General features: G+C 44.7%; 11 protein-coding genes and 1 pseudogene. 10 read left to right on the plus strand and 2 right to left on the minus strand.

What is annotated here, in order from left to right; genetic code table 11:
• Positions 1-137: 137 nt before the first annotated feature.
• From ACTQ50_RS10730 to ACTQ50_RS10740, 3 genes and pseudogenes are all read left to right on the plus strand, one after another.
• The gene (locus tag ACTQ50_RS10730) at positions 138-803 is read left to right on the plus strand and encodes a Crp/Fnr family transcriptional regulator (protein WP_441484200.1); all 666 of its coding nucleotides are present in this window, start codon (positions 138-140) and stop codon (positions 801-803) included.
• A 3-nt stretch (positions 804-806) separates the two neighbouring features.
• Positions 807-2,010 (plus strand): annotated as a pseudogene (locus ACTQ50_RS10735) (MalY/PatB family protein).
• 150 nt (positions 2,011-2,160) lie between these two features.
• Entirely contained in the window at positions 2,161-2,532 is a 372-nt protein-coding gene (locus ACTQ50_RS10740; RefSeq protein WP_441484201.1) for a PAS domain-containing protein, read from the plus strand.
• A gap of 751 nt (positions 2,533-3,283) precedes the next feature.
• Here ACTQ50_RS10740 and ACTQ50_RS10745 read toward each other — a convergent pair.
• A complete protein-coding gene (locus ACTQ50_RS10745) occupies positions 3,284-3,760 on the minus strand; it encodes a COG2426 family protein (RefSeq protein WP_226822704.1) in 477 nt (158 codons plus the stop codon).
• A 205-nt stretch (positions 3,761-3,965) separates the two neighbouring features.
• On the opposite strand from ACTQ50_RS10745, the gene ACTQ50_RS10750 reads away from it, so the two are divergent.
• The 4 genes from ACTQ50_RS10750 (at position 3,966) to ACTQ50_RS10765 (ending at position 7,938) form a co-directional block, all read left to right on the plus strand.
• Positions 3,966-4,184: a cation transporter gene (locus ACTQ50_RS10750; RefSeq protein ID WP_226822705.1), complete on the plus strand. Its 219-nt coding sequence runs from the start codon at positions 3,966-3,968 to the stop codon at positions 4,182-4,184.
• 161 nt (positions 4,185-4,345) lie between these two features.
• Entirely contained in the window at positions 4,346-6,214 is a 1,869-nt protein-coding gene (locus ACTQ50_RS10755; protein ID WP_441484202.1) for a heavy metal translocating P-type ATPase, read from the plus strand.
• Between the two features lie 22 nt (positions 6,215-6,236).
• Positions 6,237-6,608, plus strand: a complete 372-nt coding sequence (locus ACTQ50_RS10760) for an ArsR/SmtB family transcription factor (protein ID WP_295277586.1) — start codon at positions 6,237-6,239, stop codon at positions 6,606-6,608.
• 325 nt (positions 6,609-6,933) lie between these two features.
• Positions 6,934-7,938, plus strand: coding sequence for a calcium/sodium antiporter (locus ACTQ50_RS10765; protein ID WP_441484203.1), 1,005 nt, complete (start codon positions 6,934-6,936; stop codon positions 7,936-7,938).
• Between the two features lie 144 nt (positions 7,939-8,082).
• Here the strand turns inward: ACTQ50_RS10765 and ACTQ50_RS10770 are convergent, their stop codons facing one another.
• Positions 8,083-8,667: a manganese efflux pump MntP gene (locus ACTQ50_RS10770; protein WP_441484204.1), complete on the minus strand. Its 585-nt coding sequence runs from the start codon at positions 8,665-8,667 to the stop codon at positions 8,083-8,085.
• 545 nt (positions 8,668-9,212) lie between these two features.
• Here ACTQ50_RS10770 and feoB point away from each other — a divergent pair.
• The 3 genes from feoB to larB all read left to right on the plus strand — a co-directional run bounded on the left by feoB (position 9,213) and on the right by larB (position 14,738).
• Positions 9,213-11,558 carry a ferrous iron transport protein B gene (gene feoB, locus ACTQ50_RS10775; RefSeq protein ID WP_441484205.1) on the plus strand — a complete coding sequence of 782 codons (2,346 nt, stop codon included), beginning with the start codon at positions 9,213-9,215 and terminating at the stop codon, positions 11,556-11,558.
• A gap of 101 nt (positions 11,559-11,659) precedes the next feature.
• Positions 11,660-13,747 carry an efflux RND transporter permease subunit gene (locus ACTQ50_RS10780; protein ID WP_441484206.1) on the plus strand — a complete coding sequence of 696 codons (2,088 nt, stop codon included), beginning with the start codon at positions 11,660-11,662 and terminating at the stop codon, positions 13,745-13,747.
• Between the two features lie 244 nt (positions 13,748-13,991).
• The gene (larB, locus tag ACTQ50_RS10785) at positions 13,992-14,738 is read left to right on the plus strand and encodes a nickel pincer cofactor biosynthesis protein LarB (protein WP_441484207.1); all 747 of its coding nucleotides are present in this window, start codon (positions 13,992-13,994) and stop codon (positions 14,736-14,738) included.
• The last annotated feature ends 23 nt before the right edge of the window (positions 14,739-14,761 follow it).

Genomic DNA, 14,761 nt, shown 5'->3' on the forward strand with positions numbered 1-14,761 from the left:
GGAACGCAGCCTGTGAACAGTAACGATTACTGTTTACGGAAATTGAGGTAAGTGCGTTTCCGTCCTTGACTTTGTACCCATACTATAATATAATCCAACCAACAAGTATGTTGTTATAACAACAAAAAGGAGAAAAAATGAACTATGAATTTCTTTCCAGGACCTTTCTCTTTCAGGGAACCAGTCCAGAAGAAACAAAGCATATGCTTTCCTGTCTAAATGCCACCCCTCAAAGTTATGGGAAGGGCAGCGCTATCTGGCAGGTTGGGGACCAGGTGAAGGCAATGGGACTTGTACTTACCGGCAGCGTTCATATTGAGAATATTGATATGATGGGAAATAAGAGTATTTTGAACCGGATCGCACCAGGACAGGTTTTCGGTGAGACCTATGCCTGCATCCCCGGGGAAAAATTGCTCATAGGGGTAACAGCTGCGGAGGATTGCCAGATCCTTTTCCTGGAGGTGGGTAAGATTTTTCACACCTGCCCGGATACCTGTCCCTGCCATGAGAAGCTGATCCGCAATATGCTGATGGTGATGGCAAAGAAGAACCTGGAGCTTTCCAGAAGAAGCCTTCACACAGCGCCAAAATCCATCCGGGGAAGGCTGCTTTCCTATTTTTCCCAGGAGATGGTGCAGCAGGGCAGCAGCCGGTTTATCATTCCCTTTAACCGGCAGGAGCTTGCGGATTATCTAGGGGTGGACAGAAGTGCACTGTCCAATGAGCTTGGAAAAATGCGAAAAGAGGGAATCATTGAAGTAAACAGAAACCAGATCCATTATCTGGAGCAGGAGGAATAGAACATGAAATACGATTTTACCAGTATCTTAAACCGCAGGGGAATGGACGCCATTGCGGTGGATACCCCATTTGAAGAAGAGGGATTTAACCATGATTATTTTGCAGGGATCCATTTAAAAGAAGGAATGGACTGGATTCCCATGTGAGTTGCAGATATGAATTTTCCTATCGTTCCCACAGTGCAGGAAGCTATTATTGAGAGAACCAAACACCCGGCTTTCGGATATTTTTCCCCGCGAAAGGAATATTTTGAGGAAATTATCAAATGGCAGGAGACCAGAAATGGTGTAACCGGGCTTACCAAAGCGTGCATCGGGTATGAGAACGGTGTGCTTGGCGGCGTGGTCAGTGCTCTAAATGTGCTTTGCTCCAAAGGGGACAGCGTGCTTTTACATTCCCCTACTTATATTGGGTTCACAGGTGCCCTTACCAATAATGGTTACCACATTGTACACAGTCAGCTGAAAAAGGATGGGGAGAAAGTCTGGCGCATGGATTTTGAGGATATGGCAAAGAAAATCGTGGAGAATCATATCCATGCCTGCATTATGTGCTCTCCACATAACCCTACAGGACGCGTCTGGGAGAAGTGGGAGCTGGAAAAAGCATGATGTGTATGTGATTTCAGACGAAATCTGGTCGGACCTGATTCTGGATGGGTATAAGCATATTCCCACGCAGATGATTTCTGAGGATGCCAGAAACCGGACCATTGCCATGTACGCACCATCTAAGACCTTTAACCTGGCCGGACTGATCGGAAGCTATCATATTATATACAATACCTGGCTGCGTGATCGCGTAAATAAGGAGTCCAGCCTCAGCCACTATAATGATATGAATATGCTTTCTATGTATGCACTGATCGGTGCTTACCAGCCGGAAGGCTATGAGTGGGTGGACGAGCTTCGCCAGGTGCTTACAGAGAATGTAAAACTTGCCTGTGATTTTATTGAGGAGCATTTCGAGGGCGTGGAGGTGTCAAGACCTCAGGGAACTTATATGCTGTTTCTGGATTGCGAGAAGTGGTGCAAGGCTCATGGCAAAACCATGGATGAACTGCAGAAGGCTGGTCTTGAAGTTGGCGTCATGTGGCAGGACGGAAGACCGTTCCATGGGGAGTATGGGATCCGCATGAATCTGGCGTTACCGCTGTCACGGGTGAAGGAAGCATTTGAAAGACTTGACAAATATGTATTCCACTGACATACTAAGAAATCATTAAGGGGATGGCAGTGACAAAGGATCTTTGTGCACTGGTATCATAAAACCACTGAATGAGGAAACATTTCGCAAGTTGTTTCTTATGGACAAAAGTCCATAAACACAGGGAATTAGAGAAAGGAGAATTTCAAAATGAATCTGACACCATATTTTAAAAGCATCATTGATCAGGATACTGCAGCTGTGGTCATCTGTAATCTGGAACATGAGATCCTTTATATGAATCCCAAGGCTGTGGAAAATTATCATAAATGGGGCGGTGAGGCTCTGGTAGGAAAGTGTCTTATGAACTGCCACAATCCAAAGTCTAAGGAAATGATCGAGAAAGTGATCGCATGGTTTCAGGAAGATAAGGATCACAACCAGATCCACACCTTTTATAATGAAAAGCAGGCGAAGGATGTGTATATGGTTGCACTTCGTGACGAGGATGGAATGCTGATCGGATATTATGAGAAGCATGAGTTCCGCACCCGGGATGAAGAGCCGTATTATAATTTCTAAATTTTATAACTGTAGGAATTTTACTTTGATAAATTTGTCTTGCTATTTTGTGGGTTGGTCGTTACCCCGTACGCGATTTCACAATGTATATTCACCGCCGCGCGGAGCAACGTTCCGGCAAGCTAGCTGGTAACTACGACTAAGGCGCTCGGGAGAGCCCTCTCGCCTAAGTCTTCGTAACCATCGGATCTCGCCTCCACTAAAACCGCTCCTGAAATGCGCGGCTACGTGAATATACATTGCAAAATCGCTGGTTACTGGCAGAGGGAAGAAAGAAACAGTAACGACAACAATGGGGGGTGGGTGACATAGTTGCTATCCCGCATATTTACTGGCTTTTCTAATCTACCGTTGCCAAAAGGTATCGGGAAACCAACATATGTAACCACCACCCAGGTGAAAGTTTCTATGTACCAGCTAGTCCCAGCCAGTACACAGCATTTGGGCAATGGGGATTACTCCAGCGAACCATTTCAGGCGCGTTCTTAGCGTAGATGAAATCCAGCGCTTACGAAGACTTAGGAGTGACGGCTCTCCGGAACTCCTTAGTCGCAGTTAGCGATTAGTTCATCGTAGCGTTGCGCCGGTGAGTGAGTAATCCCCATTGTCCGAATGCGTCCCTCTTCGACGAACTTTTCAACCCACAAAATAGCAAAAGCATATGAGTTTATCCATAAACAGATAATCCTCATATGCTTTTTATATACCTGTTTTTATAAAAAACTTCTATACAGCTGCAGGGCGTTTGTGATCAGCTGAACACTGCAAACAGTGCCCCGAACAGTCCTGCGCTTGCAGCACCCATGATCACGCCTGCAAGGAGAACTCCAAGCATTACGGCAAGGATACTGGACTTAAAATCCATGTCAAGAAGGCTGGCAGCTAATGTTCCAGTCCAGGCACCAGTGCCGGGAAGAGGAATTCCTACGAAGAGCAGAAGCGCTACGAATAAACCGCGGCCGGCTTTTGCCTGAAGAGCCTTTCCGCCCTTTTCCCCCTTCTCAAGACAGAAAGTGAAGAAGCGTCCGATCACAGGTTTATCCTTTCCCCATTCCAGAACCTTACGTGCGAAGAAGTAGATAAAAGGTACCGGAATCATATTTCCGATAATGGCGATAATGTATGCCTGAACCAACGGGATTCCAAAGCCTACAGCATAGGGAATTGCACCACGCAGTTCAATCAGCGGCACCATGGAAATCAGAAAAACAATCAGATAATTTTTCATGTTTAAATCTCCTCTAATTCGATACAATAACATATATAAAATCAATCTGGTTTATTATACATGAAAACCGTCGTATTGAACAGAGGAAAAATAAAGAATTTCAGGGAAAACTATTGACAGATTTAAGATAAATGTTATAATAAACTCAAACATATGAATAATTGTTCATATGATAAAGAGAACATTTTTAAAGGAGACCATTACCATGAAGAAAACCTACAAAATCGATGTTGACTGTGCAAACTGTGCGAACAAAATGGAAGATGCTGCAAAGAACACTGCAGGTGTTAAAGATGCAACTGTAAACTTCATGACTCTGAAAATGATCGTTGAGTTTGAAGATGGACAGGAGCCGAAGGCGGTTATGCAGGAGGTTCTGAAGAACTGTAAGAAGGTAGAAGACGACTGCGAGATCTTCTTATAAGAAACAATGGGGAAAAGCAGTTGCTGGGCACCGGGTAAACTGTAAGACAATGACCGGACAGGATGTACTCTGTCCGGTCATTCAAACAAATTAAGTGAATGTGTCGCTTGCCGGCGACAGCATCATAATGGAGGCCATGCCCTTAGGGCATGTGAAAGAATATGAACAAGAAGCAGAAAAAAGTATTGATCAGAATTATTATTGCCTTTGTCCTTTTGGTTTTGCTGCGTTTTCTTCCGGTAGATGGCTATCTTAGAATGGCACTTTACATGATCCCCTATCTGGTGATCGGTTATGATATTCTGAAAAAAGCGTTTAAGGGAATTATGAACCGTCAGGTATTTGATGAAAACTTTTTGATGGCAGTTGCCACAATTGGTGCCATTGCTCTCGGTGATTATCAGGAAGGTACTGCTGTTATGCTGTTTTACCAGATCGGAGAACTTTTCCAGAGCTATGCCGTTGGAAAGAGCAGAAGAAATATCAGTGAACTGATGGATATCCGTCCGGATTATGCAAATATCCAGCAGGACGGCAGGCTGGAAAAGGTAGACCCGGACGAGGTAGAGATTGGAACTATCATTGTGGTTCAGCCAGGAGAGAAGATTCCAATTGACGGAATGATTGAAGAAGGAAATTCCACATTAAATACAAGCGCACTGACAGGGGAAAGCCTTCCACGAGATGCAAAAGTGGGAGATGAGGTCATCAGTGGCTGTATCAACATGACAGGTGTATTGAAAATCCGCACCACCAAGGAATTCGGTGAATCTACTGTTTCCAAGATCCTGGACCTTGTTGAAAACTCCAGCTCCAAGAAATCCAGATCTGAAAACTTTATTTCAAAATTTGCGAAATATTATACCCCGGCAGTTTGCTACAGTGCTCTGGCACTTGCAATTATTCCTCCTCTTTGCAGAATGCTGTTTATGGGACTTTCTCCGGAATGGGGAGACTGGATCTACCGTGCCCTGACATTCCTTGTCATCAGCTGTCCCTGTGCACTGGTGATCAGTATTCCACTTAGTTTCTTTGCCGGAATTGGTGGTGCAAGCAATCAGGGCGTTCTGGTAAAAGGTTCTAATTATCTGGAGACGCTTTCCCAGACAAAGATTGTTGTTTTTGATAAAACAGGTACTATGACAAAGGGTGTATTCGAGGTCAGTGGAATCCACCACAGTGAGATGGAGGATGCAAAGCTTCTGGAATATGCAGCATATGCAGAGTGTTCTTCCTCACACCCCATCAGCAAGAGCCTTCAGAAAGCATATGGCAGGCCAATTGACCGCAGCCGTGTCACAGACATTGAGGAAATCGGTGGAAATGGTGTTATTGCAAAGGTGGACGGCGTGTCTGTAGCTGCTGGCAACGCGAAGCTGATGAACCGTCTGGGGATTGCGTACAAAGAGTGCCATCATGTAGGAACGGTTGTCCATATGGCGGTGGATGGAAAATATGCCGGTCATATCCTGATTTCTGACATTATCAAGCCTCACGCAAAAGAGACTATTGAGAATCTGAAAAAAGCAGGCATTACAAGAACGGTTATGCTCACCGGTGACGGAAAAAAAGTGGCAGAGTCTGTAGCTGCAGACCTTGGAATCGGAGAGGTTTACAGCGAGCTTCTTCCGGCGGATAAGGTTTCCAGGGTGGAAGAGCTTCTGGCAAATAAGTCTGAAAAAGAGAAGCTTGCCTTCGTTGGAGACGGAATCAACGATGCACCGGTTCTTTCAAGAGCGGATATTGGCATTGCAATGGGCGCTCTTGGTTCTGATGCTGCAATCGAGGCGGCTGACGTTGTACTGATGGATGACGACCCATTGAAAATTGGAAAAGCCATTCGCATTGCCAAGAAGTGTATGCGGATTGTATATGAAAATATTTATTTTGCAATCGGTGTGAAGCTGATCTGTCTGGTACTTGGTGCCCTTGGCATTGCAAATATGTGGATAGCCATTTTTGCAGACGTAGGAGTTATGGTGCTGGCAGTGCTCAATGCGATCCGGACTTTGTTTGTAAAAAATCTTTGATGATGATATCGAGGTATTCAGAATGAAAAAAGACATAGAGAAAGAAGTGGAAATCTGTGATTGCTGTGAGGTCCATGAAAATCTTCTGCAAATTGTAAACGAGACCCTCCCGGAGGAAAATGAGCTGTACGACCTTGCGGAGCTGTTTAAGGTATTCGGAGATTCTACCAGAATCAGGATCCTGTTTGTACTTTTTGAAGCGGAGGTATGCGTGTGTGACCTTGCAAAGGCTCTGAACATGACCCAGTCAGCTATTTCCCACCAGCTTCGTATTCTGAAACAGAATAAGCTGGTAAAAAGCCGCAGGGATGGAAAATCCATTTTCTATTCTCTGGCAGATGAGCATGTTCGGACTATTATCGACCAGGGAAGAGAGCATATAGAGGAAGATTAAAGGTTGACTTCTTAACGGCAATTTGGTATATTAACTACACATATGGATTCTGTGAGGGAGTAGTTTGCGTGAAAACGTGGTTTGTCAACAGTCGCGGCTTTGATCGGATCTGATTCAGGCCTGGCAAATCTTAAAGAATGAGACTCATGTATGCATGTTATGGCATACATGGGTCTTTTTACATTTTCGGCAGATGTAATTCCAAAGAATCAGGCTTATGAAGTAAATGCTGTTTTGTAACGCACATTTTGCAGAATGCCTTTTTCAAACACACTTCGGAGAATCTGTAAAGGTAAAAATATGCGGATAAGAAAAGGAGATTATTATGCAAAATATTATTAATGGATTGCCAATTGCAGCCGTTATTCTGCTGCTGGCAGTGGGATTTGCTTTTCTGGTAAAAGGGGCTGACTTTTTTGTGGAGGGAAGTTCCAGTATTGCGAAGAAGTTAAAGGTTCCGCCCATCATCATCGGTCTTACGATTGTGGCTATGGGAACCTCGCTGCCAGAAACAGCCGTGAGTGTGACGGCTTCTCTGGTACAGAATAATGAACTTGCGGTCAGCAATGTAGTAGGATCCAATATTTTTAATCTGATGCTTGTAATTGGTGTCTGTTCAATTCTGACGCCAATTATGGTCCAGAAAGCAACTGTGGTAAGAGATATTCCCTTGTCTTTAGGCTGTGCACTGTTGCTGCTTGTACTGGGAATTTCAGGACTGGGAGATAAGGCGGGAATGACACTGGGACATGCAGATGGAATTATTTTCCTGATCGTGTTTGCCGGATACCTTTTCACAATGGTACGAAGCGCAATGAAAGCCCGTGCTGCAGGACAGAAGGTTGAAATAGAAGGCGTTGAAGAATGTGACAATATGAAAGAGCTGTCATACAGCAAAAGTATTCTCTTTCTGATCGTGGGTGCGGCTGCAATTGCTTTTGGCGGAGACCTTACCGTTGATACAGCCAGCAGGATTGCAATAGAGCTTGGAATGAGCCAGACTCTGGTGGGGCTTACCATTGTATCCATCGGAACTTCACTTCCGGAGCTTGTAACCTCTGTAGTTGCAGCAAGAAAAAATGAAGTTGATATGGCAGTTGGAAATGCAGTTGGATCCAATATTTTCAATATTCTGATGGTTCTTGGAATCTCATCTGCTATCAGTCCGGTAGCTTTGATCCGGGAAAACATAATTGATATTGTGCTTCTTATGGTATTTTCAGTTATGGTCTGGATCTTTGCAGGAACCAGGAAAAAAATTGAGCGCAAAGAAGGTATTATAATGGTGGTGGTATATCTGGTTTATTGCGCATATATTATTGCCCGTTAATAAAAGCAGAAAAAGCTTTCATCCATCCCGCAAAGGGAAAGATGAAAGCTTTTTTTGATCGGACAACAGGTAAAAATCAACGCTTACATAGTAAAACATCTGGCAGAACAGTACCTGCTGAATAACAGCAAATATGCTTAAAAACTAAAACATATTGCTGATAAAAATTTCCAGACCAATTGCAATGAGAATAATGCCGCCGAGAATATCCGCCTTGTTGGAAAGCCTGGTTCCGAAGCGTTTTCCAAGGGAAAGTCCGGTCATGCAGATAAAGAATGTGACTATGGCAATGATCAGGGAACAGACAAGAGCCATCAGCCAGTCATACTCTGAGATGGTGAATCCTACGGACAGGGCGTCAATGGAAGTTGCAACTCCCTGAATGAAAAGGGCTTTGGGACCAACTCCCGGAATTTCATCATCCTCGCCAGTTCCCCGGATACCATTGATCAGCATGGAGCCACCAATATAGCCAAGAAGAATCAGCGCGATCCATGGAATAAATTTCTCAAATGCTTTGAAGTATTCTACAATGGTATGGACACACAGCCATCCGGTCATTGGCATGATGGCCTGAAAAGCACCGAATGTGCCTGCAATGCCGCACATTTTTTTCATGCGCATCTCAGGCTCGTGAAGACCGTTTGCCAGGGACACGGAAAAAGCATCCATTGCAAGTCCGACTCCAAGCAGGGCGCTGTTCAGAAAAAACACAAAACTGTAGTTCATTTTTACGCTCCTCCGTAATGTATTTTATTACTGGTTTCCATTTTAAAATTTGCTGTGGAAACGGATCTTTCGACAAAGCTTCTTAAAGCATGAAAAAAGACCCGATATATAACCACAGGCTATATATGGGCCATCTGCATTCTTATAAAAGGACAGACTCCATGTATAGCATAAAGTTATACATGAGTCTCGCAATTTAATGCAAGCCAGATCGAAACACTGCTCGAAAAGCTGCTGTTCATTTAGTGAACAGTAATCTATACAAACAGATCCATACGGTCGGTATGTTGACTTGCCACGCGTCTGTGGACACGCTTGCTACTCCCTCACGGGGAAACCTTGTTTCGTAACTTTATCAGATAATGAGGAAATTGTCAATAATTTTTCTCAATAATATTGACATCCTGATAATATTAGAATAAACTAACTCCTGTAACATTAATGATAAAATTTATCATTAGCAGACGAATTTTATCAAAAATTGTTGTTGCTTAGTTTTGAACAGCGGCAAAAATCTTACATATGGGAAAAGAGGACAAGTACATATGACCTTAAAAGATCTTCCAATAGGGAAAACCGCCACAGTTACAGTTGTTGGCGGAGAGGGTGCCCTGCGGCAGCATTTTCTGGATATGGGAATTATTCCCATGGCTGATGTGACCATGGTAAAATATGCGCCGATGGGTGATCCTGTGGAGGTACGGATCCACAGCTACGAGCTGACTCTGCGTCTTGCAGATGCAGCGAAAATTGAAATTGACAATATAAGAGATGCAAAAGAAAAAACACACAGTGAAAGAGCGAAAGCAATTCCACATCCCGGACTTGGAGAGGGCGGTAAATATCATGAAAAAGCAGATGAACATCCCCTTCCGGATAGTGAGCTTCTTACCTTTGCCCTGGCAGGAAACCAGAACTGCGGTAAAACAACCCTGTTTAATCAGTTAACTGGCTCCAGTCAGCATGTAGGCAACTTTCCGGGAGTTACTGTAGACCGCAAGGACGGTATTATCCGTGGGAAAAAGAATACTCTGGTGACAGACCTTCCGGGAATTTATTCCATGTCCCCCTATACCAGCGAGGAAATCGTAACCAGAAGCTTTATTCTGGAACAGCATCCAAAAGGAATCATCAATATTGTGGATGCGACTAATATTGAGAGAAATCTTTATCTTACCATGCAGCTGATGGAGCTGGATGTTCCTATGGTTCTGGCATTGAATATGATGGACGAGGTAAGGCAGAATGGCGGCTCTGTACGTGTGAACCATATGGAGGAGGCACTTGGAATTCCCGTAGTACCTATTTCAGCAGCGAAAAATGAGGGAATCGATGAACTGGTAGCCCATGCGATCCATGTGGCAAAATATCAGGAAAAACCAAAGCGTCTGGATTTCTGTGATGCAAACGATGATGGCGGAGCCGTTCACAGATGTCTTCATGGAATTATGCATCTCATTGAAGATCATGCACAGCAGGCAGATATTCCGGTGCGTTTTGCAGCCAGCAAGCTTGCGGAAGGGGATGAACTGATCTTAGAAAAGCTTGGACTGGATCAGAATGAAAAAGAAACCCTGGAGCATATTGTAAAGCAGATGGAGACAGAGCGTGGGCTTGACCGGTCCGCAGCGATTGCCCATATGCGCTTTGATTTTATTGAAAAAGTCTGCGGTGAGACCGTGATTAAGCCTCATGAGAGCAAGGAGCATCTGCGTAGTCAGAAGATGGATAAAATACTTACAGGTAAATATACAGCCATTCCATGCTTCGCAGGTATTATGGCCCTGGTTTTCTGGCTGACCTTTGGCGTGATCGGAAAGGGGCTTTCCGATCTTCTGGATATGGGAATTACCTGGCTGACAGCAGTGGTGGACCAGGCAATGACTGCATGGAATGTAAATAATGTGCTTCATTCTCTTGTGATTGACGGTATTTTCAATGGCGTTGGAAGTGTGCTCAGCTTCCTGCCGATTATTGTTACCCTGTTTTTCTTCCTGTCCCTTCTGGAAGACAGCGGATATATGGCAAGAGTTGCTTTTGTGATGGATAAGCTGCTTCGTAAGATCGGTCTTTCCGGACGAAGCATTGTGCCTATGCTGGTGGGCTTTGGCTGTACAGTGCCTGGCGTTATGGCAAGCAGAACCCTGCCTTCTGAGCGTGACCGTAAGATGACCATTCTTCTCACCCCGTTTATGAGCTGTTCGGCTAAGCTTCCGATTTATGCCTTTTTTACAGCTGCCTTTTTCCCGAAATATGGGGCGCTGGTGATGGTAGCCCTTTATTTTGGCGGCATCCTTATGGGCATTCTGATGGCGCTGATTTTTGGAAGAACCATGTTCAAGGGGGAGGCAGTACCTTTCGTTATGGAGCTTCCCAATTACCGCCTGCCTGGTGCGAAAAATGTGGGACAGCTTCTCTGGGAAAAGGCGAAGGATTTCCTGCAGAGGGCATTTACCGTTATTTTTATAGCAACCATTGTGATCTGGTTTTTACAGACCTTTGGTCTGCACCTGAATATTGTAACGGATTCCAAGGACAGCATTCTGGCGGTAGTGGCTGGGATCGTGGCACCTGTGTTTGGACCTTTGGGATTTGGGGACTGGAGATTTTCTACAGCGCTGGTAACCGGATTTATGGCAAAGGAGAGCGTAGTTTCTACCTTATCGATCCTGTTCGGAAGTACGAAAGCACTGGTAGAAGTCCTTTCTCCGCTGGCAACAGTAAGTCTTTTGACATTCTGCCTGTTATATACACCTTGTGTGGCGGCAATCGCTTCTGTGAAGCGGGAGCTTGGTGGAAAATGGGCGGCAGGAGTGGTGATCGGGCAGTGTGTGATCGCCTGGCTTGCGGCATTTTTGGTAAAAATCGTTGGCGTTTTGATGGGATTTTGAGAAAAATGACTATTTTTCATTTTTGTCAAAAAAAATATTGACTATTGGTCATTTTGGTTTATACTATAGTACGAAAGAAATGAGTTAAGGAGATGACATCAATGGTCAAAGTAGGAAAATGGATAGCCAAGCACAAGGTTCTGGTGCTTCTCATCGGACTTTTGCTGGTAATCCCGTCTGTGATCGGAATTGCAGAGACGAGAGTAAATTATGATCTGTTAAGTTACCTGCCGGATACCCTTGAGACAGTAAAGGGTCAGGATATTCTGGTTGATGAGTTCGGTATGGGCGCCTTTTCCATGGTAATCGTGGAGAACATGGATATGAAGGATGTCCAGAAACTGGAAGAGAAGTTCAGCGAAGTAGAGCATGTAAAGGATGTTCTCTGGTATGATGATGTGGCAGATATCACCCTTCCTGTGGAAATGGTTCCTGAGAAATACAGAAAGGTATTTATCAACGGGGATGCCACCATGATGTTGGTACTGTTTGACAATACCACATCCTCTGATGATTCTATGGAGGCCATCACAGAGCTTCGTAAGATTGCCAATGAGCAGTGTTTCTTAAGCGGTATGACAGGCGTTGTTACCGATATCAAAAACATTGCCATGCAGGAGCTGCCGATTTACGTTGTGATCGCAGCAGTGCTCAGTCTGATCGTTCTGGAGCTGACAAGCGGATCCTTTGTTGTTCCGTTTTTGTTCCTGCTTAGTATCGGACTTGCCATTCTTTATAATTTGGGAAGCAATATTATTTTGGGCGAGACTTCCTATATTACACAGGCCCTTACCGCAGTCCTTCAGCTTGGTGTTACAATGGATTACTCCATTTTCCTTCTGAACAGCTATGAAGAGAATAAGAAACGATTCCCTGGAGAGAAGGACCGTGCCATGGGGCATGCCATTGCCAATACCTTTAAATCTGTAGCAGGAAGCTCCGTTACCACGGTTGCCGGTTTCGTTGCACTTTGTGTTATGACCTTTGCTCTTGGACGTGACCTTGGTATTGTTATGGCGAAGGGTGTTATCATTGGTGTTATCTGCTGTGTAACCATTCTTCCGGCACTGGTATTGTTCTTTGACAAGCCGATTGAAAAAACACAGCATAAACTCCTGTTTAGCAGAATGGATAAGCCATCCGCTTTTATTACCAAACATTACAAAGCATGGACAGTGATCTTCCTGGTACTTTTGTTCCCGGCTATTTACGGAAACAACCACACAAAGATTTACTACAACATTGCAGAATCCCTTCCGTCCACTCTGGACTGCAACATTGCAAATGCAGAGCTGGATAAAACCTTTGCTGTTGGAAACATCCATATGATCATGCTGGATAAGGGTATGGATTCCAAACAGAAGCAGCAGATGTTAAATGAGATCGATGAGGTTGATGGTGTGAAGTGGAGCCTGGGAATGAATTCCCTGATCGGACCTACTGTTCCGGATTCCATGATCCCGAAGGACATCAAGAGCATTTTCGAGGGTGATCAGTACGAGCTTGCATTTGTCTGCTCCGAATATGCATCTGCCACAGATGAGGTAAATGCACAGCTTGCATCCATCAATGAGATCGTAAAGAAATATGATGATACAGCAATGGTAATCGGTGAAGCACCGCTTATGAAAGACCTTCAGGATACTACAGACGCCGACCTGGTTCGTGTAAATGTTATTTCCATCGGCGCGATTTTCCTGATCATCATGATCATTTTCAAATCAATTTCCCTGCCGATCATTCTGGTTGCGGTTATTGAGTTTGCGATTTTTGTAAATATGGCCATCCCGTTCTATCAGGGAATCAGCCTTCCGTTCGTTGCAAGTATTGTTATCGGTGCGATCCAGCTTGGTGCTACCGTTGACTATGCGATCCTGATGACTACCCGTTATCAGAGAGAGAGACAGCATGGCAAGAATAAGATGGAAGCCATCAGCATTGCCCATAAGACCAGCATGCCGTCCATTATCAGCAGTGGTCTCAGCTTCTTCGCAGCAACATTCGGTGTTTCCTGCTATTCACAGGTTGAGATGATCGGTTCTATCTGTACATTGCTTGCACGTGGTGCCATCATCAGTATGGTAGTTGTACTGTTCATCTTACCGGCTATGTTTATGATCTTCGATAAACTGATCTGTGTTACATCCATTGGCTTCCTTGGAGATAAAAAGGCAGCGAAAGCGAAATAAAACATAATCAGGCGGCCTGGATGCGCTGCTTTTGCGCATAACAGCCGGCTTTGGAAGAAATCCCGCTTCAATAAAATGAGGCGGGATTTTTTTGTTGAATAAAAGGTGAGAAAACGTTATAATTGTGGTGCTGTTTCTTACAGCATAATATAGAAGGAAACGTGACTGTAACCTCTTGAAAGGAAGAAATTCCGAGAGATACGGCTGCGTCAGGATTGATTTTTGAAATGGAGTGAGATTGTAAATGACGCTAGAAGAAATTCTTGCCCAGGTGCAGCAGGGGACGCTTTCCCCGGAGGCAGCAGGGAATCTGATCCGCCAGGATGGTTATAAAGAAATGGATTACGCGAAGCTGGACACTGGCAGAAAAGCCCGTACAGGTTTCGCAGAGGTTGTTTACTGCAGCAATAAGGCGGATGCTCATTTATTGAAAATTTTTGAAAGGTTATATCAGGAAGAAGGAGAAGTGCTGGGGACAAGAGCTTCCCAGGCACAGTTTGAGCTGGTGAGAGAGAGACTGCCACAGGTGCAGTACGATCCCATTTCCAGAATCCTGAAAATTGAGAAGCCAGATAAGGTGCATGAGGGAAAGGTTGCTGTGTGTACCGCTGGCACCGCAGATATTCCGGTGGCAGAGGAAGCAGCCAAGACGGCAGAATACTTTGGAACTCATGTGGAGCGGATCTATGACGTGGGAGTAAGCGGCATGCACAGGCTTTTTTCCAGGCTGGAGACCATCCAGGATGCAAACTGTGTGGTGGCTGTGGCTGGAATGGAGGGCGCCCTGGCAAGTGTTATGGGCGGACTTGTGAGCAGACCGGTGATTGCAGTTCCTACGTCTGTGGGATATGGAGCCAATTTCCATGGCCTGTCCGCACTTTTGACCATGATCAATTCCTGCGCCAATGGAATTGCCACAGTGAATATTGACAACGGATATGGAGCTGGATATCTGGCAACACAGATGAACCGGCTGGCTCTTGGAAAATAAAGGTCAGACAAGACCGCGAAGGC

The organism is Blautia sp. Sow4_E7, from assembly GCF_052116245.1.
In the GTDB taxonomy this organism is placed as follows: Bacteria; Bacillota; Clostridia; order Lachnospirales; family Lachnospiraceae; genus Blautia_A.